General features: G+C 64.2%; 21 protein-coding genes, 1 tRNA gene and 1 pseudogene. 12 read left to right on the plus strand and 11 right to left on the minus strand.

Translation table 11 applies throughout. The annotated features are described in order from the left end of the window. Nucleotides 1-21 precede the first annotated feature (21 nt). Nucleotides 22-1,740, plus strand: coding sequence for a phosphoenolpyruvate--protein phosphotransferase (ptsP, locus tag P4U43_RS11045; RefSeq protein ID WP_277358784.1), 1,719 nt, complete (start codon nucleotides 22-24; stop codon nucleotides 1,738-1,740). A 30-nt stretch (nucleotides 1,741-1,770) separates the two neighbouring features. Continuing rightward, entirely contained in the window at nucleotides 1,771-2,046 is a 276-nt protein-coding gene (locus tag P4U43_RS11050) for an HPr family phosphocarrier protein (protein ID WP_056545823.1), read from the plus strand. 209 nt (nucleotides 2,047-2,255) lie between these two features. On the opposite strand, the gene P4U43_RS11055 is transcribed toward P4U43_RS11050, so the two are convergent. The 3 genes from P4U43_RS11055 to P4U43_RS11065 all read right to left on the minus strand — a co-directional run bounded on the left by P4U43_RS11055 (nucleotide 2,256) and on the right by P4U43_RS11065 (nucleotide 4,095). Further along, nucleotides 2,256-2,996, minus strand: a complete 741-nt coding sequence (locus P4U43_RS11055; RefSeq protein ID WP_277358785.1) for a hypothetical protein — start codon at nucleotides 2,994-2,996, stop codon at nucleotides 2,256-2,258. Further along, nucleotides 2,993-3,730: a hypothetical protein gene (locus P4U43_RS11060; RefSeq protein ID WP_277358786.1), complete on the minus strand. Its 738-nt coding sequence runs from the start codon at nucleotides 3,728-3,730 to the stop codon at nucleotides 2,993-2,995. The genes P4U43_RS11055 and P4U43_RS11060 overlap by 4 nt, the downstream gene beginning before the upstream one ends. A gap of 152 nt (nucleotides 3,731-3,882) precedes the next feature. Continuing rightward, nucleotides 3,883-4,095 carry a hypothetical protein gene (locus P4U43_RS11065; protein ID WP_056545819.1) on the minus strand — a complete coding sequence of 71 codons (213 nt, stop codon included), beginning with the start codon at nucleotides 4,093-4,095 and terminating at the stop codon, nucleotides 3,883-3,885. Between the two features lie 410 nt (nucleotides 4,096-4,505). On the opposite strand from P4U43_RS11065, the gene P4U43_RS11070 reads away from it, so the two are divergent. Next, nucleotides 4,506-4,988 (plus strand): tetraspanin family protein, encoded by a 483-nt coding sequence (locus tag P4U43_RS11070; RefSeq protein WP_277358787.1) that lies wholly within the window; start codon nucleotides 4,506-4,508, stop codon nucleotides 4,986-4,988. 45 nt (nucleotides 4,989-5,033) lie between these two features. Here the strand turns inward: P4U43_RS11070 and P4U43_RS11075 are convergent, their stop codons facing one another. From P4U43_RS11075 to P4U43_RS11085, 3 genes are all read right to left on the minus strand, one after another. Further along, nucleotides 5,034-6,302 (minus strand): endonuclease/exonuclease/phosphatase family protein, encoded by a 1,269-nt coding sequence (locus P4U43_RS11075; RefSeq protein ID WP_277358788.1) that lies wholly within the window; start codon nucleotides 6,300-6,302, stop codon nucleotides 5,034-5,036. Between the two features lie 36 nt (nucleotides 6,303-6,338). After that, nucleotides 6,339-6,995: a hypothetical protein gene (locus tag P4U43_RS11080; RefSeq protein WP_277358789.1), complete on the minus strand. Its 657-nt coding sequence runs from the start codon at nucleotides 6,993-6,995 to the stop codon at nucleotides 6,339-6,341. 135 nt (nucleotides 6,996-7,130) lie between these two features. Continuing rightward, nucleotides 7,131-7,203, minus strand: a tRNA-Lys gene (locus P4U43_RS11085). Nucleotides 7,204-7,357: 154 nt separating this feature from the next. Here P4U43_RS11085 and P4U43_RS11090 point away from each other — a divergent pair. The 4 genes from P4U43_RS11090 (at nucleotide 7,358) to P4U43_RS11105 (ending at nucleotide 10,393) form a co-directional block, all read left to right on the plus strand. Next, nucleotides 7,358-8,005 carry a hypothetical protein gene (locus P4U43_RS11090; RefSeq protein ID WP_277358790.1) on the plus strand — a complete coding sequence of 216 codons (648 nt, stop codon included), beginning with the start codon at nucleotides 7,358-7,360 and terminating at the stop codon, nucleotides 8,003-8,005. A gap of 64 nt (nucleotides 8,006-8,069) precedes the next feature. Continuing rightward, nucleotides 8,070-8,534 carry a pyridoxamine 5'-phosphate oxidase family protein gene (locus P4U43_RS11095; protein ID WP_277358791.1) on the plus strand — a complete coding sequence of 155 codons (465 nt, stop codon included), beginning with the start codon at nucleotides 8,070-8,072 and terminating at the stop codon, nucleotides 8,532-8,534. 230 nt (nucleotides 8,535-8,764) lie between these two features. Then, complete coding sequence (locus P4U43_RS11100; protein WP_204533535.1) at nucleotides 8,765-9,382, plus strand: DUF47 domain-containing protein; 618 nt, start codon at nucleotides 8,765-8,767, stop codon at nucleotides 9,380-9,382. Next, nucleotides 9,383-10,393, plus strand: coding sequence for an inorganic phosphate transporter (locus tag P4U43_RS11105; RefSeq protein WP_277358792.1), 1,011 nt, complete (start codon nucleotides 9,383-9,385; stop codon nucleotides 10,391-10,393). A 21-nt stretch (nucleotides 10,394-10,414) separates the two neighbouring features. On the opposite strand, the gene pstB is transcribed toward P4U43_RS11105, so the two are convergent. The 4 genes from pstB to pstS form a co-directional block, all read right to left on the minus strand. Then, the gene (gene pstB, locus P4U43_RS11110) at nucleotides 10,415-11,194 is read right to left on the minus strand and encodes a phosphate ABC transporter ATP-binding protein PstB (RefSeq protein WP_056545807.1); all 780 of its coding nucleotides are present in this window, start codon (nucleotides 11,192-11,194) and stop codon (nucleotides 10,415-10,417) included. 29 nt (nucleotides 11,195-11,223) lie between these two features. After that, nucleotides 11,224-12,327 (minus strand): phosphate ABC transporter permease PstA, encoded by a 1,104-nt coding sequence (pstA, locus tag P4U43_RS11115; RefSeq protein ID WP_277358793.1) that lies wholly within the window; start codon nucleotides 12,325-12,327, stop codon nucleotides 11,224-11,226. Then, a complete protein-coding gene (gene pstC, locus P4U43_RS11120; protein WP_277358794.1) occupies nucleotides 12,327-13,259 on the minus strand; it encodes a phosphate ABC transporter permease subunit PstC in 933 nt (310 codons plus the stop codon). The genes pstA and pstC overlap by 1 nt, the downstream gene beginning before the upstream one ends. Nucleotides 13,260-13,408: 149 nt before the next feature. After that, on the minus strand, nucleotides 13,409-14,524 hold the full coding sequence (gene pstS / locus P4U43_RS11125) for a phosphate ABC transporter substrate-binding protein PstS (RefSeq protein WP_277358795.1): 1,116 nt from the start codon (nucleotides 14,522-14,524) through the stop codon (nucleotides 13,409-13,411). A 246-nt stretch (nucleotides 14,525-14,770) separates the two neighbouring features. On the opposite strand from pstS, the gene P4U43_RS11130 reads away from it, so the two are divergent. From P4U43_RS11130 to disA, 4 genes are all read left to right on the plus strand, one after another. After that, nucleotides 14,771-15,532, plus strand: a complete 762-nt coding sequence (locus tag P4U43_RS11130; RefSeq protein ID WP_277358796.1) for a hypothetical protein — start codon at nucleotides 14,771-14,773, stop codon at nucleotides 15,530-15,532. A gap of 10 nt (nucleotides 15,533-15,542) precedes the next feature. Further along, on the plus strand, nucleotides 15,543-16,670 hold the full coding sequence (locus tag P4U43_RS11135; RefSeq protein WP_277358797.1) for an FUSC family protein: 1,128 nt from the start codon (nucleotides 15,543-15,545) through the stop codon (nucleotides 16,668-16,670). Between the two features lie 55 nt (nucleotides 16,671-16,725). Then, nucleotides 16,726-18,102, plus strand: coding sequence for a DNA repair protein RadA (radA, locus tag P4U43_RS11140; RefSeq protein WP_277358798.1), 1,377 nt, complete (start codon nucleotides 16,726-16,728; stop codon nucleotides 18,100-18,102). 148 nt (nucleotides 18,103-18,250) lie between these two features. Continuing rightward, the gene (disA, locus tag P4U43_RS11145) at nucleotides 18,251-19,327 is read left to right on the plus strand and encodes a DNA integrity scanning diadenylate cyclase DisA (protein WP_277358799.1); all 1,077 of its coding nucleotides are present in this window, start codon (nucleotides 18,251-18,253) and stop codon (nucleotides 19,325-19,327) included. Nucleotides 19,328-19,351: 24 nt separating this feature from the next. On the opposite strand, the gene P4U43_RS11150 is transcribed toward disA, so the two are convergent. Beyond that, on the minus strand, nucleotides 19,352-20,032 hold the full coding sequence (locus tag P4U43_RS11150) for a hypothetical protein (RefSeq protein WP_277358800.1): 681 nt from the start codon (nucleotides 20,030-20,032) through the stop codon (nucleotides 19,352-19,354). 120 nt (nucleotides 20,033-20,152) lie between these two features. On the opposite strand from P4U43_RS11150, the pseudogene P4U43_RS11155 reads away from it, so the two are divergent. Then, nucleotides 20,153-20,604, plus strand: a pseudogene (locus P4U43_RS11155) (A/G-specific adenine glycosylase); the annotation flags it as partial.

The following is a 20,604-nucleotide window of genomic DNA, read 5'->3' on the forward strand; positions in this document are numbered from 1 at the left end:
CCTGACTGAGGAGTTGGACCATTGAGCACCTTCACCGGCGTAGGGGTAAGCCCCGGCAGGATCGTTGGACCGGTGCGGCAGATGCCGCGCCCGGTAGCTGAACCGTCCGCCCGGGAGAAATGGTCCAACACCACGGTTGATGAGGAAACGGCCAGGCTGAAGGCTGCCGCGAAAAACGTGCAGGCCGAACTTCAGCAACGCGCCGACGCCGCAACCGGTGACTCGAGGGCGGTCCTTGAGGCAACTGCCATGATGGCCGCGGACCCCATGCTTCTGAAGTCCGCGAACGCCCTCATTGTTGCCGGAACCTCTGCCGAGCGCTCGGTGTGGGAAGCCGGCTCCCAGGTGGCGGACATGCTGAGGGGCCTCGGCGGTTATATGGCCGAGCGCACCCAGGACGTCCTGGACGTCCGCTCCCGGATTGTCGCCGAGTTGCGCGGGCTGCAGGCGCCCGGTATCCCGACAGCCGACCATCCGTTCGTCCTTGCGGCGGAGGACCTCGCCCCTGCGGATACCGCCACGCTCAACCCGGAGCTTGTGATCGCCCTGATCACCAGCTCCGGGGGTCCGCAGTCACACACGGCCATCCTGGCCCGCGCGCTGGGGCTGCCCGCCGTCGTCGCCGCCCGCGGCGTTGAGACTATCGACGACGGCACTGAGGTGTTTGTCGACGGCGCCGCCGGAACCGTGCTCGCCGGCCCGGGCGATGCAGAACGGACGGCAGCGGCCATCTGGGCGGAGCAGGCACGTTCGCTCGGTAGCTACAGCGGAACCTGCACGACGAAGGACGGGCACCGGATCCCGCTGCTCGCCAATGTGGGATCGGGTGCTGACGCCCGCAAGGCGGCCGATGCTGGAGCTGAAGGCGTAGGACTACTGCGCACCGAGTTCTGCTTCCTCAACCGCGATACCGAGCCGACGGTCGAGGAGCAATCCGCGGCATACCGTGAGGTGTTCGACGCGTTCCCTGCCTGCAAGGTAGTGATCCGCACTCTTGATGCCGGCGCAGACAAGCCCCTGCCCTTCCTTACCGATGCCTCCGAACCCAACCCCGCGCTCGGTGTTCGCGGCTACCGCACCGAGCTTTCGACGCCCGGTGTGCTGGACCGCCAGCTGAAGGCAATCAGCGAAGCAGCCGACGGCGCAACAACGGACGTCTGGGTCATGGCACCCATGATTTCCACAGCGGAGGAGGCCCAGCACTTCGCTGAATCCTGTGCGGCAGCGGGATTGAAGGTGCCCGGCGTCATGGTTGAGGTTCCGTCTGCAGCGCTGACCGCAGGAGCAATCCTGCAGCGCGTGAACTTCGCGTCGATCGGAACCAATGACCTGACGCAGTACGTCATGGCAGCGGACCGCCAACTCGGGCCGCTGGCCGCCCTGAACGACCCCTGGCAGCCGGCTGTCCTCCAGCTGATCCGGCAGACGGTGGCCGGTGCCGAGACGGCGCGTGGCGGTAAACGTTCCAGCGGGGAACCCAACGGTGACAACGGGAAGTCGGTCGGAGTGTGCGGTGAGGCGGCCGCAGATCCGGCCCTCGCCGTCGTGCTGGTGGGTCTGGGCGTCACGTCGCTGTCCATGAGTTCGCGCGCATTTGCCGCCGTGGCTGCCGTGATTGGTTCAGTGTCCCTCACCGACGCACAGGGACTGGCACAACAGGCCCTGGCTGCACCCACTGCGATCGAGGCACGCACAGCGGTGCGTGCCGGTTTGCCGATCCTCACAACCCTGGGCCTGTAGGCTCGCACAACAGCAAACGGAAGGAAGATCATGATCGAACGCAAAGCAACCGTAGCCAGCCGGGTTGGGCTCCACGCCCGTCCTGCCGCCATCTTCGCCGAAGCGGCGGGGGAACAATCGGCTGACATCACTATTGCCCTGGAGGGGAGCCCGGCTGACGAGGCCATGGACGCATCAAGCATCCTGTCGCTGATGAGCCTGGGCGCCGAGCACGGTGATGTTGTTGTGCTCCGCTCCGAGGACGACGGCGCCGGGGACGCCCTGGACTCGCTGGTCCGTATCCTCGAAACCGATCACGACGCCTGACAGCAGGCTTTTCCGGCGGCGGCAGCCCGGCCTGGAAACGAAATAGGTGCGTCCACCCGTTCTAATGGACGCACCTATTGCTGTGTAACCCGTTGACCCCCCACGGACACCGGGAGTTACATAATCATAATTTTGACACACCAGGATGAAAACGTGAACAGAGTTCGCGATATTGGTCGAAATAATCCGGCGAAAAGACTAACCGTGGATCAGTCGCGCCGGTGTTCATTGGCCAGGAAATTGGCGGAGCGGTTGCGTACCGAACGCCGGCGGGACAGCCAGATCATGGTGAGGCCGCTGGTGACGAGGACAATCGCGCCGAACGGCAGAATGAGGTCCGCCGCCCCGGTCCTGACTCCGGTGAACTTGAGTGCAGTGTGGGCAAGCACCATAGCGAATCCGCCCGCCATGAAGGCCGCAGCGACTCGGTGAAGGCCCCGCGCGGAGGTGTCCCGCGCACTTGCGATCGCCGGGCCCAGCAGGCATGCGCCGACATACGCCGGGTAGATTCGGCCCAGGTGGGAGTACCAGTGCACGGTTGGTTGGTCTGCGTATTCCCGCAGCCCCGTCGAGGACTCCGGAAGGTCACTGAGTCCGAACAGAATCACCGTGGCCAAAACCGTGAGTCCCAGTACAGCAGCACCTAATGGTCCACTGATCAGCCTTAACGCGCTCTCGGAGCTGAACGCTGCCGCGCCTCGAAGCCCCAGGAGCAGCATGATGGCATACAGGCTGAACCGGATGAGCAGGTTCGCAATATTGGCCCCGCCGAGCAAGCCGTCAACAAAAAGATAAATCGGCGCCAGGCTGAGGCCCACCGCCACACACAGCAGAACCAGCACAGCGAAGATGCTCCGGCCTTTACCCCGCAGGGCATCCGGGAGGCGTGTAGCCGCGAAAATGACGCACAACGCGAGCGCAAGCCCCTGGATAAATGATCCTGCGCTCATCCGAGGTTCTCCCATAAGGTCTGGTCACGAGTGTTGTCCTGCTCCTGTTTACGGAGCCGCTTACCCAATCCGTCAAGCCGGTCCCGCGCTATCAGGATGAGTTTCGAATCAGGCAGGGAACTCAGCACCTGCTCACGGCCGTCATCTGCCCAGCTGCCTTCCTGCGGTGTGAGCAGCCCGGTGACAACCAGGCCGTTTGCGAGCGAAACCCCGGAAACCCTGGCCACCTCAACGCACAACTGGGTACTCAGCCGGCCGGCGCTGAGTTGCGCCGAGAGGTTTTGCGGAGCAATGCCGGTGCGCGTGGTCAGCGCCTGGCGGAGTTCACCGCCGTCGACCGCATCGAACCACGAGCGCACTGAGTAGCGATGGGGCAGTGGTGCAAGCCGGAAACTCAGCGGACTGCCCACCCAGTCTGTTTCCTCACTGCGGCCAAGGATCAGCCGCAGCAGATCCATCGGGGAAACCTGGCTGAGATATTCCTCGCCGGTGGGCGGCAGGATTCCCTCCGCGAGGTCCAGGTAGCCGTCAAACACACTCAGCGCCTGAACCGGCGGAATCCCGTAGGCGCGGGCGATGTTGATGACGGTTTCTATGGAGACTTTTCCACGGACCAGCTGCTGCGCCAGTGTGGACCGCTTGATGTCCGCCTTCCGGCAGAGGTCGGAAACCGTTGCCTCAGGTGCTATCTGGGTACGCCACAGCTGGAAAGCTTTGGCTGTGACTGCCATCATCACCCTTCAGGAACATTTCGACTGGACTTCTGACCCCTACTGTGAAGTATAGTTGGAGAGCTGGCTCCCCATTCTGCGATTCCCCCATACGCAGAACGCGGAGCCAGTTTCACTTTAATCTCTCCAGTGGCGCCTCGAGGCGGGCTGTCGCCCTACCAGCGCACCTTCTTCTCCCGCTTTCCCTGACGGTTACTGGCGTGTACTGACTTGTTCCTGCGCCCAGTGCTGTGCGCGCTGTCCAGGTCCCCGAAGGCGGGGTTCTTCCGGGCCAACGCTTCCCGCGCGCGCGGATCATCCACCAGTTTCTTTGCAGCATCTTCGGTCAGATGGACGTTGAGCGGCTGTTGATTGTCTTGCTGGGTCATGGCTCTCCTTCAGTGGCTCTGACCGGCTGGGCCACTCACCTACCGGCAATGACGACGACGGCGGCTCTTGCTGTCCGCCGGCGCTCCGCCGGTTCCGTAGGGGTCCTGTTGCGCTGATTGGCCGGTTCAGGGCGACCCTGATCCGGACTCATGCACGGGAGGAGTGGAAACAAACATGGAGACGAAGGCCTCAACACGGTCTTTTCGAATGGTTTCGTTGATATTTGGACGAGTGCGCCAGGCACGCGACCGGCACAATTACTCGAAAATTATTGTTCCCATGCACTTCAACCTACACGAGCCCCCGGAGCCTTGGCCAGAGGTGTCCCGGATTTTGGCGCGCAGACAGCGGCTACTTACCCCGACGGAGCAGAACGAGTAGATTTCCAACAAAGGGTCAGGGAGGAACAATGGGCGAAAATACGCCGAACATCGACAATCGGTACAGTTCCATCTACCAGCGGGGCGGCGGATCATCGACCACCCAGGGTGATCGCTGGCCCGCACCGAAGGAACCACCGCAGCAGCGCCGGGCAGTATCCGAGGCGCACACCGCAACCTCACCCGAGCAGCCCGCCAACGTTGTTGAAGTGATGCCGGCAGGAGCGGTCTTGCCGGACCCCGGACCGGCGCACCCGCGGTTCAATCCGTTTGTTTTGGTGCTCTGGCTGCTCGGGGCGGCCATGCTTGCCCTGGGCTTGTGGGCGGTGTTTGCACCTCTACAGGTTGATCAGACCGCAGTCAGCGGCCCGTTCCCGCAATGGATCTTCATCATCAGCCAGTCGGCGGGCGGCATCATTGTCAGCGCCAGCATTCTGCTCACGGCGGCAGGGGCACTCAGCGCGGTCTTCTGGGACCGGCGGCGCCGCCTCACCTCCAATCAACAGGGGTGACCGGCCTGACCGCGGTTCGCGGCGGTTCCTGTTGAGTCGGTCTGGTCAGCGCTTCTTGACGTCAACATCGACGTACACCAACCGGTGGTCGCTCGTGGGGAAAGGGAAAACCCCCGTGAGCTCCGCGCCGGGAGCCCCTGCGCGCGGCCAGAAGATGCCGGAGCCGCGCACCTTGAGAGTCTTGGACGGCAGCACATAATCCACCCGGAGGTTTCCCGCCTCAGCGTCCTCGAAGTCCGCCGTGTCCAAAGCCGGATTACCGCGATGCCCGGTATTCACCCGCCCCTGCAGGACTGACGCTTCGGCCGCGCCTTCCGCTGCGGGCTCCGGATCCTGGAGTTCCTTCAGCTCGAGCAACGAACTGATCGAGCCAGGGCGGGAATCGCCATCAGCCGGGTCGCTGTTGAGGTCTCCCAGCACAACGAAGTCGTCACGTCGGTCCAGTCCGCCGCGTTCGCCGTCGTCGTCGTAGATGTAGCGCGCGTTGCCGCCGCCGCGGATATAGTCCACCCAAAAGCGGATCTCGTCGCTGTTCCGTCTGCCGTTGCGGTCTTCCTCAGAGTCGAAGACCGGGGGCGTGGGGTGACTGGCGAGAACATGGACTGTCGAATCACCGATGGTCACCGGAACGTCCCAGTGCGATTTGCTGGACAGGCGGAGAGCCGCCAGTTCCTCCTCGGTGAACCAGTCCGCCGCGCCGGCGGTAGCCGGGTCATCGGGCAGGAGCGCACCCGGCATGTCCGCCCAGAGGAAATTCTGGAAGGTGCGGACATTCCTGGTGTCGATGGGGTACCTGGAGTAGAGAACCATTCCGTACTGGCCCTCGAACTGGCCGAACCCGAACGCATCGTCCGGGCCGCCCACGGTCCCGTCATTGTTCAGGTCCATCCCGCTGGGAACACCGGTGTTGGATGTGGCGGTGTAGACGTAGGGGTAGCTGACGGGGGGTTCACCGTTCTGGCTCACCTCGAGGTAGTTGGTCCTGAAGAGTTCGGCCGCCGCGTGGTCTGCGTCGTAATCGAATTCGTTGAGCAGCACCACATCAGGGTTGTTGATCTGAATCACTTCGGCGATGCGCCGCGCCTGCTCATCATGGCCGGTCGACAGGTCCTCGACGAGCTCACCCTCGGCGGACCGGTTCAGGCTTGCGTTGTAGGTGGCGAAGCGCACTTCCTGCTTGCCCTGGCCCTGCGCAGCACCGTTCGGTTCGTGAGCAGCTGTTGCCGTTGACGGCACCGCCAAGCCGGCAGCGGCGACCGCGAGCGCGACGAGAATAGCGGCCGTTCTGCGGCGCGGTGCTCGTGCTGAATCCATGGACTTCCCCTCCGGTCCCCCAGTGACCGGTCCAGCCTAACTGTCCCGGCTGGGAGGGGTCGAACGGGCTCCTGCGGCACGCTCGGCCTTCTCGAAGGCAGTCTCCAGCTCGCTGACCGCGGATTCATAAGCAGGTGCAGCTCCGTCGTCGTCAGTATCTTCCTGCTCGCGCAGCACCGCCGCGGTCCGCATCGCGCGGACCAACCCGGCAGTCTCGGGACGCTTGACGTCCGTCATGTCCGGATAGTCGATGGCGACGGCGGGATCCAGTTCATAGCTCACCCACCGCTGCAACACGGATTCATGGCGCGCCCGCAACGCTGACCGCGCCTCTTCCACGGATTGACGACGACGGCGCACAGCCCGCTCCTGCTCCCCGCGCCAGACCCAGCCGCCCGCCAACCCCATCCCGAGCATGCCTGCCAGCCCGGTCACCGCAGCTGTCTCGGGGATGAGCACCATGGCTCCCAGCATGGCGCTGAGGCACGCGAACCCGCCGGTGAAGCCGTACCAGAAGACGCCATCGCGGTCCTTGTCCGTCAGCAGCCCGCGCGAGACGGCGAAAGCGGTCAGCGCAATGAGCGCTCCGATGACGGCGACGGCTAGCGCCGTCTGAACGGGTAACGCCAATAGGCCGGGCATCGGAGTTCCTCCCGGCACTTTCCCGTGCCGCTCGATGGAAAGGATCTGCACTTCCAGTACAGGCTTCCTGTGCCCGGGAGTCAATGCTTGTTGCCTGAAAGCAACCTTGGAAAGCGGATCGGCCTTCCACGAAAAAGCGCGCCCTCACCGATACCTCGGCGGGGGCGCGCTCCTCGTACTCGCGGGTGGGCCCTGTGGGACTCGAACCCACGACCCACGGATTAAAAGTCCGATGCTCTACCAACTGAGCTAAAGGCCCACGTCACCCGGGCACGCCCGAACAACGTGTCTACTTTATCGCACCCGATCGGGCGATAAGGCAACCTGGGCCGATATGCCCTGTGCCGTGGGAGCGAACCCGCGGGTTTGGTTGGCGCCTAGCCCCCCAATAGGCGCAGGAGTATTCTCGACCCATGGACGGCGAATATGTAGACAACAGCCCTCGGCACCACAAACCCAAGCCGTTTGCGCCCGCAGATTTTGAGGTTTTCGCCGGCGGTGCAGACCCGTCGCGGGTTTCCGAAGCCGCCCACCTTGCCGCGCACGCACTGGTTCACCACGGCCGCGAGACCGATGACCCCGTGGTGACGCAGCGCCTGGTGCAACTGGCTGACCAGCAGGGGCTGGAAGCCATTGCCGAGTTGTGGGCGGAAAGTCCCGCTCGTTCCCTGCCCGGCGCACTCTGGCGCCTCTACGCGCTCCGTGCCGCTACCCAGCAGAACCCGGAAAAAATCGCCGCCTTCTTCAAAGCCGGCAAGGAGGTGGCCCAGGTTTCGAAGGTTGTCGCGGGAGTCGCCGAGCCCCCCGGCGCGGACGAGGTCCAGCACATGGCGGACACCATTCTTTCCGGCGCGTTCGACGGCGAATTCGACGTAGCGCTTGAGCGCTTTGCCGCTTTCTGCCGGGTAGTGGCGCTCGGCCAAACCAACCACGCGGACGACGTCGATACCTCCAACGGCGCCCACGCCACCAAACTCACGCGCAGTTCACACCAGCTGGTCAAGACTGCGGAGGACCTGGAGCACGCTGCCGCTTCCTGGCGCCGCGGCGAGCTGGACTAGCAGCACCGTGCACTCCCGGCCACTGGCCCTGTCCTGGCGCGCGAACCCGGTCTAGGATCGCCGTATGGAAGCGAATGCTGCGGGAGTCGAAGTTTTGACCGACAGTGAATGCTGGAACTGCCTGAGGGCAGTTTCAGTGGGGCGGCTCGCCGTCGCTCTCGAAGACGGCCCTGACATTTTTCCGGTCAACTACACCACCGATCACGGAACGCTCGTATTCCGGACAGGAACCGGAACCAAGCTTGCAGCGGTGCAGGCTGATGCCCGCGTTGCGCTGGAAGCGGACGGGGTGGACTCCGAAGCGGGTGTCGCCTGGAGCGTCGTCATCCGGGGTGGGGCGGAACTGGTGAAACTCCCCGACGACGTCCTTGAGACATTCTCGCTTCCCCTCTTTCCGTGGCAGGGAGGCAGGAAAGACCAGTTTGTCCGGATCATTCCGGAGACAGTTTCAGGACGGCGATTCCCCGTAGTTGAGCCGAAGACCTGGTGGACTCCGGAGTCCAGCGCAACCCATTCGGCGCCGGAGTAGACAGTGCTCGTTGACATGCACGCGGGTCAGTAGCAGACTGAAACTGGTGTCGGACCGTGGAACCCCCGGGCTTCAACATTTAGCCGCTTCGAGCGGCCTTCCGCCGAGAGGCGCTCCCGGTTCGGCGCCACTTTTGTGCCCTCAGGGGGCCGGCCGCACAGCGCCGGCCACCTGAGTGAGGCGCAGGTAGTCTTAGGTGGCAACCGTCCGTGCGACCGTAGGTGATCCTTGTGAAGCTCCGCCTCTTTCCCCAGGAAAACGCAGGACTTGAACTGCTCTCCAGCATGGCCCAGCAACTGGTCCTCGGAGTCCGCAGCATGTCCGGCATCCTTGGTGCCGCACCCCAGGACTATGATCAGCTGGCCGAAGAGCTGCACCAGTATGAAGGCACCTCGACGGACCTGCACTTTGCCCTGCTGACCTCGATGCGCACGAGCTTCATCAACCCGCTCCCCCGTGAAGACCTCTACTCCATGTCGCGTCTGTTGAGCGAAGCCATGGAGAAGCTCGACGGCGCTGCGGAGCTCATCGCCCTCTACAAGCTGACCAAACTCAGCCGCCGCGCAACCGAGCAGCTCGAGGTGATCACCCGGCAGGCGGAACTGACCGCCGAGGCGATGCGGCAGCTCAATTCCCTCGATGACCTCGAGGACTACTGGATCGAGATCCTGCGACTGGCCAAGCGTGCCGAACGCACGCACCGGATCTGGTGCTCGGAGCTGCTCGCTGACCACAAGCCGCTGGTCTACGCGCGGCACCGTGACGTCGCCAACCAGCTCGTCGACGTCACAAAGGACATCCGCAAGGTGGCAACCCACGTCGGAGCGATCCTCGTCAAGGAATCGTAGGTGGAGGTCTTCCTCCTCGGCACCGTAGTGCTCCTCGCTGGCGGATTCGCCTTCATCAACGGGTTCCACGACGTCTCCAACTCCATTGCCACGTCGGTCCGTACCCGCGCACTGACTCCAACTGTGGCAGTCCTGCTCGCTGCGCTGTTCAACCTCGTCGGTGCCCTCATGAGCGCCAGCGTGGCGACTCTCTTCACCGGGAACAGCATCAGCCTCCCCACCGGGCAGAGCGGTCTGGGCATTTTGCTCGCCGCCCTGCTGGCAGCGTGCGCCTGGGGTATCTTCACCTGGTACCGAGGCAAGCCGTCGTCGTCCACGCATGCATTGATCGGCGGACTGATAGGGGCCGGCGGGGCGGCGGCAGTGCTCGGCGGGGAGTCCATTGCCGCGTCCGGCCGCGTATTCCTCCTGGAGATCGGACTGCCGCTGCTGCTGTCGCCGCTGATTGCCTACCTGCTCGCCTACGTGGTTGTCTTCCCTGCCACGTGGCTGCTGCGTCACAATTCCCCGCGCAAGGTCAACAACGGGAACCGGATGGCCCAGGCCGTCCTGACCGCCGCATTCGCCTTGGGCCACGGGCTGCAGGACGGTCAGCGCACCATGGCCGTGATCGTCCTGGCGCTGGTGGGAGCCGGCCTCTACTCCGGGAGCGATATTCCGCTCTGGGTCCAAGTCTTTGCCGCCGTGCTGCTGGCGGGCGGATCACTGCTTGGAGGCTGGCGCATTACACACACCCTTTCCAACCGGCTGGTACGCATTGACCCGCTCCGCGGGATGGCGGCCCAGGGGGTCAGCGCCGTCATGCTTTTTGTCGGCGCACTGTCGCTGAACATGCCGCTCTCCAGCACGCATACCATGACCTCGGCAATTGTGGGCGCCGGCGCCAACCAGCGCTACGCCACGGTTCGGGGACGCGTGGTGCGCTCGGTATTGCTGGTCTGGATTACGACGGCGCCCGCCACCGCGCTGCTCGCCGCCATCCTTTTCCTGGCGATGAGCCCGCTGCTCTAGATTGCAGGCTGAGGCAGGTCCTTATCCGAAGCGGCCGGAGACGTAGTCCTCGGTTGCCTTCTCCGAGGGCATGTTGAAGATGTTGGTGGTCTCGCCGTATTCGATCAGCTTTCCCGGCTTGCCGGTGCCCGCGATGTTGAAGAACGCCGTTTTGTCCGAAACGCGGGCTGCCTGCTGCATGTTGTGGGTAACGATGACCACGGTGTACTCGCTCTTGAGCTCGTTGATAAGGTCCTCGATAGCGAGGGTTGAGATGGGGTCCAGCGCCGAGCAGGGCTCGTCCATGAGGATGACCTCGGGAGAAACCGCGATGGCCCGCGCAATGCACAGGCGCTGCTGCTGGCCGCCGGACAGGCCGGATCCGGGACGGCCGAGGCGGTCCTTCACCTCGTTCCAGAGGTTGGCGCCGCGCAGCGACTTCTCCACCAGTGCGTCCGCGTCTGACTTCGAGATCCGCTTGTTGTTCAGCTTGACGCCGGCCAGCACGTTGTCGCGGATGGACATCGTGGGGAACGGGTTGGGCCGCTGGAAGACCATTCCGATCTGGCTGCGGACCGTCACGGGGTCCACCGCGGAGTCATACAGGTTGTCACCGTCCAGCAGCACTTCCCCCTCAACCCGCGCACCGGGAATGACCTCGTGCATGCGGTTCAGGGTGCGCAGGAAGGTGGACTTCCCGCAGCCCGACGGGCCGATGAAGGCCGTGACGGAACGTGCGTCGATGCTGATGTTCACGTCTTCCACAGCGAGGAACTTGCTGTAGTAGACGTTGAGGTCCTTGACGTCGATTCGCTTGGACAATGGAGATCCTTCTGGGTTGTGCCGGCGGGTCAGCGGCTGGTCTTGGGAGCGAAGAGGCGGGCGATGAGGCGCGCCGCGAGGTTCAGGAGCATGACCATGATGATCAGCACCAGCGCGGCCGCCCAGGCACGCTGCGTGCTGGGGTCTGTGGCCGTCGGTGAGGTGGGCGTGAGGATCTGGTAGTAGATAAAAGTGGGCAGGGTGCTCATCCAGTCACCGAAGACGTTCCAGTTGATGGAGCTGGCAAAGCCTGCCGTGACCAGAATCGGAGCGGTTTCGCCAATCACCCGGGCGATGGCCAGGGTGACACCGGAGGCGATACCTGAGATCGCCGTCGGAATAACCACACGCGTGATGGTGCGCCACTTGCGAACGCCCAGCGCGTAGGCCGCTTCACGGAGTTCATTCGGGACAATTTTGAGCATTTCCTCCGTGGAGCGCACAACAACCGGGATCATCAGCACAGACAGCGCGACGGCGGCAACAAAGCCGGTGCGCGTGCCCGGCCCGAATAGCTGGCCGAACAGTGCAGCGGCGAAGAGACCGGCCACGATGGACGGGATACCCGTCATTACGTCAACGAAGAACGTGATGGCTCGGGCAAGCTTTCCGCCCGTGGAGTATTCCACGAGGTAGACGGCGGAGAGGAGCCCGATCGGCACGGAGATGAGCGTTGCCCACAGGGTGATCTGCAGGGTGCCGACAATGGCGTGGTACGCACCTCCCAGTACCGGTGTTCCCTCTGCGACAACCTGGTTGTCAATGGCTCCGGTGACGCCGTTCATGGACGTGAACAGGAAGTTGTAGGTCAGCCCCGGGAGGCCGCGCTCCAGAACGGTCCAGATAACCGAGAGCAGCGGAAGGAGTGCGACGAGGAATGACCCGTAGATCAGGAACATGGCGAACCGGTTGCGGGCCTTGCGTGAGCCTTCGACGACGCCCGTGACAGCTGTCCCCGCACCGATGAAGATGAGCGCACTGAAGAGGGCGAAGGGAACCAGGCTGAAACCGACCAGCGCGGCCAGTGCTGCGCCAACGACGATCGACGCTGCCAGGACCACCCATAGCGTGTAGGAGGGCATCCTGCCCTTGGTCAGCTGGGAGCGGCGCGGAGTCAAGGTGGCGTTGGCCATTAGTTAGCCCCTGAAAATTCTTTGTGACGGCTGATGATCCACCGCGCCACGATGTTGACGGCAAGCGTAATGACGAAGAGGACCAGGCCGGCGGCGATGAGTTCGGCCAACCGGAGCCCGTAGGCTTCGGGGAAGTTCAGTGCGATCTCGGCCGCGATGGTCTGGTTGCCGGACTGAATGAGGCTGGCTGTCAGGGCACCGCCGGAGAGCACCAGCGCCACGGCCATGGTCTCACCCAACGCGCGGCCGAGGCCGAGCATCGCCGCGCTGATGATGCCCGGGCGGGCAAAGGGCAGGACCGCCATGGTGATCATCTCCCAGCGGGTGGCTCCCATGGCGAGCGCCGCTTCCTCGTGAAGCTTCGGCGTCTGGAGGAAGATTTCCCGGCTGAGCGAGGTGATGATCGGAAGGACCATGACAGCGAGCACAATACCGGCGGTCAGCATGGTGCGTCCCGTCTGGCTGGCGGGGCCTTCGAAAATCGGAATCCAACCGAGGTTGCGCGCCAGCCAGTCATAGGCGATGGCCAATTGCGGAGCGAGGACGGCGTATCCCCATGCGCCGTAGACCACCGAAGGTATGGCCGCGAGCAGGTCGATCACATAGCCGAGCCCCTGCGCGAACCGGCGGGGCGCGTAGTGCGAGATGAACAGCGCAACGCCGATGCCGAGCGGTGTGGCAATCAGCAGCGCGATGGCCGCGGCAATCACGGTTCCGATGACGATCGGGAAGATGTAGGTGAAAAAGCCGTCCCCGCCGGTAATTTCCGATGGCTCGGCGCCGAAAACCGGCAGAGCCTCAATGATCAGGAAGACTGCGACGCTAAAGAGCGCTGCCAGGATCAGGCAGCCTGCGGCCAGGCTCGCGCCGGAGAAAATCTTGTCTCCGGATTGACCTGCACCGCCTGCTCGTTTCAGTGCATTCGTGGACACGGGGGGACCTTTCGGCGCTGCGCGGGGACGTCTGGAACAGTGCTCACGCAACTGTCCCGCTCTTACAAGGTACCTGCAACCCTGCCGGGACGCAGACAGCCAACAGCCCCGCCAGGGCCTTCTGGGCCTGGCAGGGCGTCATTGACCTGTTAGGAGGCAACCTGAATGGAATCAATCGCTTCCATTGCCTGCTCGCGCAGGGCCTCGGAGATGGGCGCGTTGCCCGCAGAGGATTCAGCTGTGGCCTGGCCCTCTTCGCTCACTGCGTAGCTCGCGAAAGCCTTGACCAGGTCCACCGTCTCCTGATCCTGGTACGCGCTGCAGTAGATGTGGTACGAGACAAGCACGATCGGGTAGGCACCGGACTCGGTGGTGTCGCGCTTCAGTTCCAGCGACATGTCAACCTCGCTGCGTCCTTCGACCGGTTCTGCAACTTCCACTGCGCGGGAGGCTGCTTCGGCGCTGAGCGGCACGTATTCCTCGCCAACCTTGACGAGGGCCTGTCCCAGGTCTCCGACGGCGGAGGCATCGGTGTAGGTGATGGCGCCTTCCGTGGAGGAGGTGGTGGAGACGACACCGTTGGTGCCCTGGGCGTTCTCAGCGACGATTTCGGCAGGCCAGTCGCCGGAAACCTCGTAAGTCCATACGTCCGGTGCCGCGGCAGCCAGGTACTCGACGAAGTTCTCGGTGGTACCTGAATCATCTGCGCGGTGAACAACGGTGATCGGCAGGTCCGGCAGTTCAACGCCCTCGTTCTGTGAAGCGATCACCTCGTCATTCCAGTTGGTGATCTCACCGGCGAAGATTGACGCGATCGTGTTCGCGTCAAGGTTCAGTTCCTGGATTCCGGGGAGATTGAACGCCACGGCGATGGGAGAGACGTAGGCGGGGATGTTAATGGCGCCATCGGGGCCGCAGATTTCCTTGGACGCCTCGTATTCCTCGTCATCCAGGTACGCATCCGAGCCGGCGAACTGCACGCCTTCGGCAAGGAATGCCTCGCGGCCTGCACCGGAGCCGTCCGGGGAGTACTGAATGGTTGCTTCGGGGTTCAGCTCCTCGAAGCCGGTCTTCCAGGCGGTCATCGCCGCGTTCTGGGAGGATGCACCCGCACCGGTCAGGGTTCCGGAAACCGTGCTTTCGGGAGCCGCGCTTGCATCACCCTCAGTACCGGGGTTGACGGCGGCGTCGGAACCGCACGCCGTGAGGGCCAGGGCGGCCACAGAAATAACTGCCGCTGCGCGGCCAAAGCGAAGAGCCTTCACGTGAATATTGCCCCTTCCAGGGTTTGAACAGTCGGTGCTCAGATGACACCCGCGTTGTCTGTACGAGATTCGGTACTCACCACACGCTAGGCACCGCAGGTAACGAGATTGACGGGTCAAAATGAACGGAAGATGAACGCCGGTGGGACATTAGCCGTGATCCGGTTGCAAACCCTTGTGCTTTGGACGGAATGAGTTATTGAGCTGTCACCTTCGTCCTAGTGCCCAGCCGTTAGCGTTAGAGGTATGACCACGGACAGCAGCGTTGACGGCGGATACGCGAAGCACGAGGATGCCACGGCTGTGCGTCCGGGTCACCCGTTGCGGTGGCGCCGCCTGCTCATAGGGCTCGGCCTGGTGCACGCCCTGGTTGTCGGATTCAGCCTGATCTCTCCGCTGCTGACAGGTCAGGCAAGAGGTGAAACTCTCTTCAGCGTGTACTTCGACGTCAACTATGAGGGCAACTTTCCTACCTGGTGGTCCGTGGTGCAGCTGGCCGCAGCAACAACAACCCTCCTGTTCGCCGCCGTCCTCGCCAGACATCAGAGAATCAAGGGGGCCACCGCCTGGTGGATTCTGGCCGGCATGGTGTTCCTCCTGTGCCTCGACGAGGGAACCTGGCTGCATGAACGCGTCGACACCCTTGCCGGGCAGTTTGTGGACGTCGCGGACTTCACGTTCGTCTGGCTGGTGTTCGGCATACCCATCGCCGTTGTCGTGCTCGTACTGGCGACCGTCAGCGCCCGGCACCTGCCGGAAGCATCAACCCGGCTGATCGTGCTGGGAATAGTGACCCTGTTGTTTGCAGCCGTCGGGCTCGAGTTAGTGGCGGGGGAAGTCATTCGCCTCGGTGCTCCGACCGCAGTGCTGGCGGTGGTCTACCACCTCGAGGAATTCCTGGAACTGGTGGCGGGGGCGCTCTTGCTTGCAGCGCCGCTCGCGGCCGTCCGGACGCGGACTATGGGCAGGTCCACCACCTTTACCCTGATGGACCGCTCCCGGCGGTAGGGTCAGGCGTATGACCCGGCGCTCGCGACTGGACCGCGCACGTTCCTTTCTGCGCAACCGATCCCGCGTAGGCCTGCGCCGCAGCCGCTCATCCTTGCTTCCGGCCATCCAGATCACCGTCGGCGCTGTTGGGGCGTATGCGTTTGCAGAGCAGGTACTCGGCCACGATGGGCCCCTTTTTGCTGCCACCTCTTCGCTCATCGCACTAGGGTTTTCGAGGGATCCGCGGCTGCGTCGGGTGCTGGAAGTCGGTTTCGGATGCACACTCGGTATCGCTGTGGGCGATGTGCTCCTGGCGTTGCTGGGCACAGGACTCTGGCAGGCCGCCGTCGTTCTTTTTGTGTCCGTCCTGCTGGCGCGTTTCCTGGACAGCGGGACCATTTTCACCACCCAACTGGCACTGCAGTCCCTCCTGGTTGTGCTCCTGCCGGCCCCGGAAGGAGGACCGTTCACGCGAAGTGTGGACGCCGTCGTCGGCGGTGCTTTCGCACTGCTGATCACCATGGCGATGCCGCGTGATCCGCGCCGCGAGCCCAAAGGCGATGTCCGCAAGCTGCTAGGGGAGCTCTCCGCGGTGCTGCGTGAGAACGCCCGTGCGCTGTCCGCCAGCGATCCCACGCAGGCGTGGCACGCGCTGATCCGGGCACGGAACTGCCAGCCGCTGATGGACGGGCTCTCGACTTCCATGCGCGCGGCGACGGAGGTTGCGCGCCTTTCACCGGCGTACCGGCGGCACCGGGGCGAGCTGGGCGAGCTGCACGGCTCGATCAGCTATATCGATCTCGCGATCCGAAATAGCCGGGTGTTCTCCCGGCGGCTGACCTCGGTGATCAATCACGCGGCGCTCTCGGACGAAGCCGTGCAGTCGCTGGCGCAGGTGATCGAGGAAACTGCCGATGCCGTGGATGTCCTCGCGCTTGCCCTGCACTCCTCCTCCACAGCGGAGCGCGATCAACACCTACGCAGGGCGCGGGAGGATCTTGCCGCGGTGGCCACCGTCCTGCACCCCGCCCGCCTCAATGTGAAGCGGCTCGAGGGTGAGGGGCTGGTGGTTCTGTACCGGCCGCTCATCGTCGACCTCCTCGAAGCCACCGGCCTCTCCCATGAGGACGCCGCCGGGTACCTGCCCAAACTGTGAGTAGCAACAGCTGAGCCTCGACAGGACTGTCAGTTGCACCCGGTACGTTTGAACCATGGCTACAAAGACCGCGCGATCGCGCACGCAATCCCCCGCCTACCGCTGCGGTGAGTGCGGCTGGACCACCGCCAAGTGGGTGGGCCGGTGCGGCGAGTGCCAGGCGTGGGGCACGGTCGAGGAGGCAGCCGCGGCAGGCGTAGCGCGTACTACGGCGGCCACTACCGTTGCGCGCCCCGCCCTCCGGATCGCTGAGGTGGATTCCACCACGGCGTCCTACCACCCAACCGAGATCGGCGAACTCGACAGGGTGCTCGGCGGCGGATTGGTTCCGGGTGCGGTCATCCTCGTCGCCGGTGAGCCCGGGGTCGGCAAGTCCACGCTCCTGCTGGACGTCGCGGCGAGGGTCGCCCGGCTGGGACGCACGGTTCTCTACGTCACCGGTGAGGAATCAACCGCACAGGTGAAACTGCGGGCAGAACGGATCGGCGCGTTGGCGGACACGCTGTACCTTACGGCGGAATCGGACCTCAGTCAGGCATTGGGCCAGGTTGAGAAGGTGGATCCCGCTTTGCTCATCGTGGATTCGGTACAGACGCTCAGCAGTCCGGACGTGGACGGCAGTGCGGGAGGTGTCACCCAGGTGCGGGAGGTGGCGGCGTCGCTCATCAACGCTGCCAAGACCCGCGGTATGACCACGTTGCTGGTCGGCCACGTCACCAAGGACGGCTCTATCGCAGGCCCGCGGCTGCTTGAGCACCTTGTGGATGTGGTGTGCCAATTTGAGGGTGAACGGCACTCACGCCTCCGCCTGATGCGCGCGGTCAAAAACCGTTATGGCCCCACCGATGAGGTGGGTTGCTTCGACCTGACGGATACCGGGATCGTGGGACTCGCGGATCCAAGCGGGCTGTTTGTCTCCCGTACCAAGGAGCCGGTGGCGGGAACCTGCATCACCGTCACGCTCGAGGGCCGGCGTCCACTGCTGGCCGAGGTTCAGGCGCTGCTCGCCGAATCGGCAACTTCGCAGCCGCGGCGCGCCACGAGCGGTCTCGACGGCTCCCGGGTCTCCATGCTCCTTGCCGTCCTGCAGCGCCGGGCTTCGCTGCAGCTGCACAAGGATGACAGCTATGTGGCCACAGTCGGCGGCGTAAAGCTGAGCGAACCGGCAACGGATCTCTCGGTTGCCCTTGCCATTGCTTCCGCCAAGACCAACCAGGCGCTTCCCTCCCGCATGATCGCCTTCGGAGAGGTGGGGTTAGCCGGCGAGGTGCGTCCGGTGCCGGGAATTTCGCGTCGCATCCAGGAGGCCGAGCGCCTCGGGTTCACCCACGCCGTCGTACCGGAATCGCCCAACGGCCCCGGGCGTATCCCAGCCGGCTTCACCGTCAAGCAGGTCAGCACGCTCACGGAAGCCCTCGAATTGCTCTTCTAAGGCTTCCCGATGCGGTCCCAGTGCCCGCTGAACGCTGGAACGTTACGCATTTGAGTGGAAACTGGGCCGTCAGCCGATGCCGTGCTCCCATAGGATTAGGAACTGTCGGTCCGTGCATTCGCCTGCCCGGCTTCGAAGAGGGAGTGAGATGGTACGCAGTCCGGAGGACGCGCTGAAAGCAACCCTGGCGCGGGTGGCGCCGGGTACGCAGTTGCGCGACGGCCTTGAGCGGATCCTTCGCGGCCGCACCGGTGCCCTGATCGTCCTGGGGTTCGACCGCACAGTGGACTCGATCTGCTCTGGCGGCTTCGACATCGGAATCGACTTCTCCCCCACCCGGCTGCGCGAGCTCGCAAAAATGGACGGCGCTATTGTCTGTGACCGGGACGCCAGCAAGATCCTCCGCGCCGGCGTGCAACTGGTGCCGGATCACCGGATCGAAACGCAGGAGTCAGGAACACGCCACCGGACTGCCGAGCGCGTAGCCATCCAGACCGGCGTTCCCGTCATTTCCGTCAGCCAATCCATGCAGATCATCGCGCTCTACGTTGACGGCCTCCGCCATGTGTTGGAAGGGTCCGAGCCCGTGCTCGCCCGCGCCAACCAGGCGCTCGCCACCCTCGAACGGTACCGCGCACGCCTGGACCAGGTCACCGGATCACTCTCGGCACTCGAAATTGAGGCCATGGTGACTGTTCGCGACGTCGCCGTTACCCTGCAGCGCCAGGAAATGGTGCGCCGCATTTCCGAGGAAATCTCGCAGTACGTCCTCGAACTCGGCATCGACGGACGCCTCCTCTCCCTACAGGTGGAAGAGCTGACCACGGGCCTCGGCCCGGGCAGCGAGATGGTTCTTCGCGATTACTCCGGGCTCGGCGCAAGCACCATGCCGGTCGAAGACCAGTTGACGCGCCTCCAGGGTTTCAGCTCCACAGACCTCATTGATCTGGGCACCATCGCAAGCGTGCTCGGCTTCAACCCGTCCACAGACTCCCTCGATGCGGTGGTGCAGCCCAAGGGGTACCGGCTGCTTTCGGGAATCAAGGCCGTGCCTCCCACGGTCGCCAACCGGCTCGTGGACCACTTTGATGGACTGCAGAACCTCATGGCCGCCAACATCGATGACCTCATGGCGGTGGACGGGATTGGCGAACAGCGGGCACGGACTGTCCGGGAAGGCCTCTCACGGATCGCGGAGACCAGCCTCCTCGACCGCTTCATGTAGTCCGTGTAAACCTGAAGTTCATCTCTACTCAAGCGTGAAAAGAACTTCGTCGCTGGTGCGTTCACCCAGGCGGGTCCGGAACGCGTACTGGCCGGCGCCGGGCACCGCATCAACTGTTGCGCACTCGGGAGCGCTCCGGATCCGTTCCCAGGTGAAGCGCGCAGTTTCCGACTTTCCCGGCTCAATGATCACTTCCAGGTCCTCAGCGCCCTCCTGGCAGTCCCGGGACGAGAAGATCCGGTCTTCGCCGCTGGTGATCAGGAACTCCATCTGCGATGTCCCTACATTCACCGGGCAGGGAACCTCACCCGTATTGCTGACGGTGAGGGAGAGGACGGGATTCTGGTCCGGCGCATAGGTTTCGGCGTCCACGCTGCCGGTGACCTCGATGGACGCCGGATTGCACACCGGCTCAGTCGGTGTTGGTGTTGGCGTTGGGCTCGACTCCGTCGGGGAGGGGGACGAGGAGGGGGTTGCGGACGCAGTCGGGTTCGCGGCGGCGCTGGTAGGAGCCGCGGCGGCCGGCGCCGGACCCGGCTCCGAGCGGAAAAGCCCGGCAAGTGCAATCCCTGCCCAGATAAGACCTCCGACAAGCAGGAGGGCGAGCAGTGCCACCACCTGACGACGCCGTTTGTAGACCTGGGGGCTGGGTGTCCGCCGGGGACCGTTCACCCGGCTGCTGCCTGTACCTCCTGCCGAGCTCATGATTCAAGGCTAAGAGACGTGACGCCGACGCGCATGCTCACCACGCCGCGCGGCGGCCAGTTCCGCCGATGCTTTGGGTAGGGTGGATCCTGCCGATTTGTCGAACATCTGGAGTTCACCGTGGACGCCGCAGTGCTGCATGCTCGCCTGAGTGACTGGTTCGACGACGCCGCCCGGGACCTCCCCTGGCGGCTTCCCTCCCGAACCCCCTGGGGCGTTCTGGTGAGCGAGTTCATGCTTCAGCAGACTCCCGTCTCGCGTGTCCTGCCCGTATGGGAGGACTGGATGTCCCGCTGGCCTGCACCAGCTGACCTCGCTGCAGCCCCCGCGGGTGAGGCCCTCCGCCACTGGGGGCGCCTGGGTTACCCACGGCGGGCGCTGCGCCTCCACGCGGCGGCGACTGCCGTCGTCGTTCATCATGGGGGCAACGTGCCCAATTCCTATGCTGAGCTCCTTGCACTGCCAGGCGTGGGCACCTACACAGCTGCCGCCGTCGCGGCGTTCGCCTTCGGTCATCGCGAGACGGTCGTCGACACGAACATCCGCCGCGTCCACGCGCGGCTTGTGGGCGG

The organism is Arthrobacter vasquezii (genome assembly GCF_029455255.1).
Taxonomy (GTDB): domain Bacteria; phylum Actinomycetota; class Actinomycetes; order Actinomycetales; family Micrococcaceae; genus Arthrobacter_D; species Arthrobacter_D parietis.

Excerpts from the sequence above, each read along its gene's own strand:
- P4U43_RS11060 (WP_277358786.1), bottom strand. The coding sequence starts at position 3,730 with ATGATGGCAGTCACAGCCAAAGCTTTCCAGCTGTGGCGTACCCAGATA.
- radA (WP_277358798.1), top strand. The coding sequence starts at position 16,726 with ATGGCTACAAAGACCGCGCGATCGCGCACGCAATCCCCCGCCTACCGC.
- P4U43_RS11065 (WP_056545819.1), bottom strand. The coding sequence starts at position 4,095 with ATGACCCAGCAAGACAATCAACAGCCGCTCAACGTCCATCTGACCGAA.
- P4U43_RS11055 (WP_277358785.1), bottom strand. The coding sequence starts at position 2,996 with ATGAGCGCAGGATCATTTATCCAGGGGCTTGCGCTCGCGTTGTGCGTC.
- P4U43_RS11130 (WP_277358796.1), top strand. The coding sequence starts at position 14,771 with ATGACCACGGACAGCAGCGTTGACGGCGGATACGCGAAGCACGAGGAT.
- P4U43_RS11050 (WP_056545823.1), top strand. The coding sequence starts at position 1,771 with ATGATCGAACGCAAAGCAACCGTAGCCAGCCGGGTTGGGCTCCACGCC.
- disA (WP_277358799.1), top strand. The coding sequence starts at position 18,251 with ATGGTACGCAGTCCGGAGGACGCGCTGAAAGCAACCCTGGCGCGGGTG.
- P4U43_RS11090 (WP_277358790.1), top strand. The coding sequence starts at position 7,358 with ATGGACGGCGAATATGTAGACAACAGCCCTCGGCACCACAAACCCAAG.
- pstA (WP_277358793.1), bottom strand. The coding sequence starts at position 12,327 with ATGGCCAACGCCACCTTGACTCCGCGCCGCTCCCAGCTGACCAAGGGC.
- P4U43_RS11095 (WP_277358791.1), top strand. The coding sequence starts at position 8,070 with ATGGAAGCGAATGCTGCGGGAGTCGAAGTTTTGACCGACAGTGAATGC.
- P4U43_RS11150 (WP_277358800.1), bottom strand. The coding sequence starts at position 20,032 with ATGAGCTCGGCAGGAGGTACAGGCAGCAGCCGGGTGAACGGTCCCCGG.
- P4U43_RS11135 (WP_277358797.1), top strand. The coding sequence starts at position 15,543 with ATGACCCGGCGCTCGCGACTGGACCGCGCACGTTCCTTTCTGCGCAAC.
- P4U43_RS11070 (WP_277358787.1), top strand. The coding sequence starts at position 4,506 with ATGGGCGAAAATACGCCGAACATCGACAATCGGTACAGTTCCATCTAC.
- P4U43_RS11075 (WP_277358788.1), bottom strand. The coding sequence starts at position 6,302 with ATGGATTCAGCACGAGCACCGCGCCGCAGAACGGCCGCTATTCTCGTC.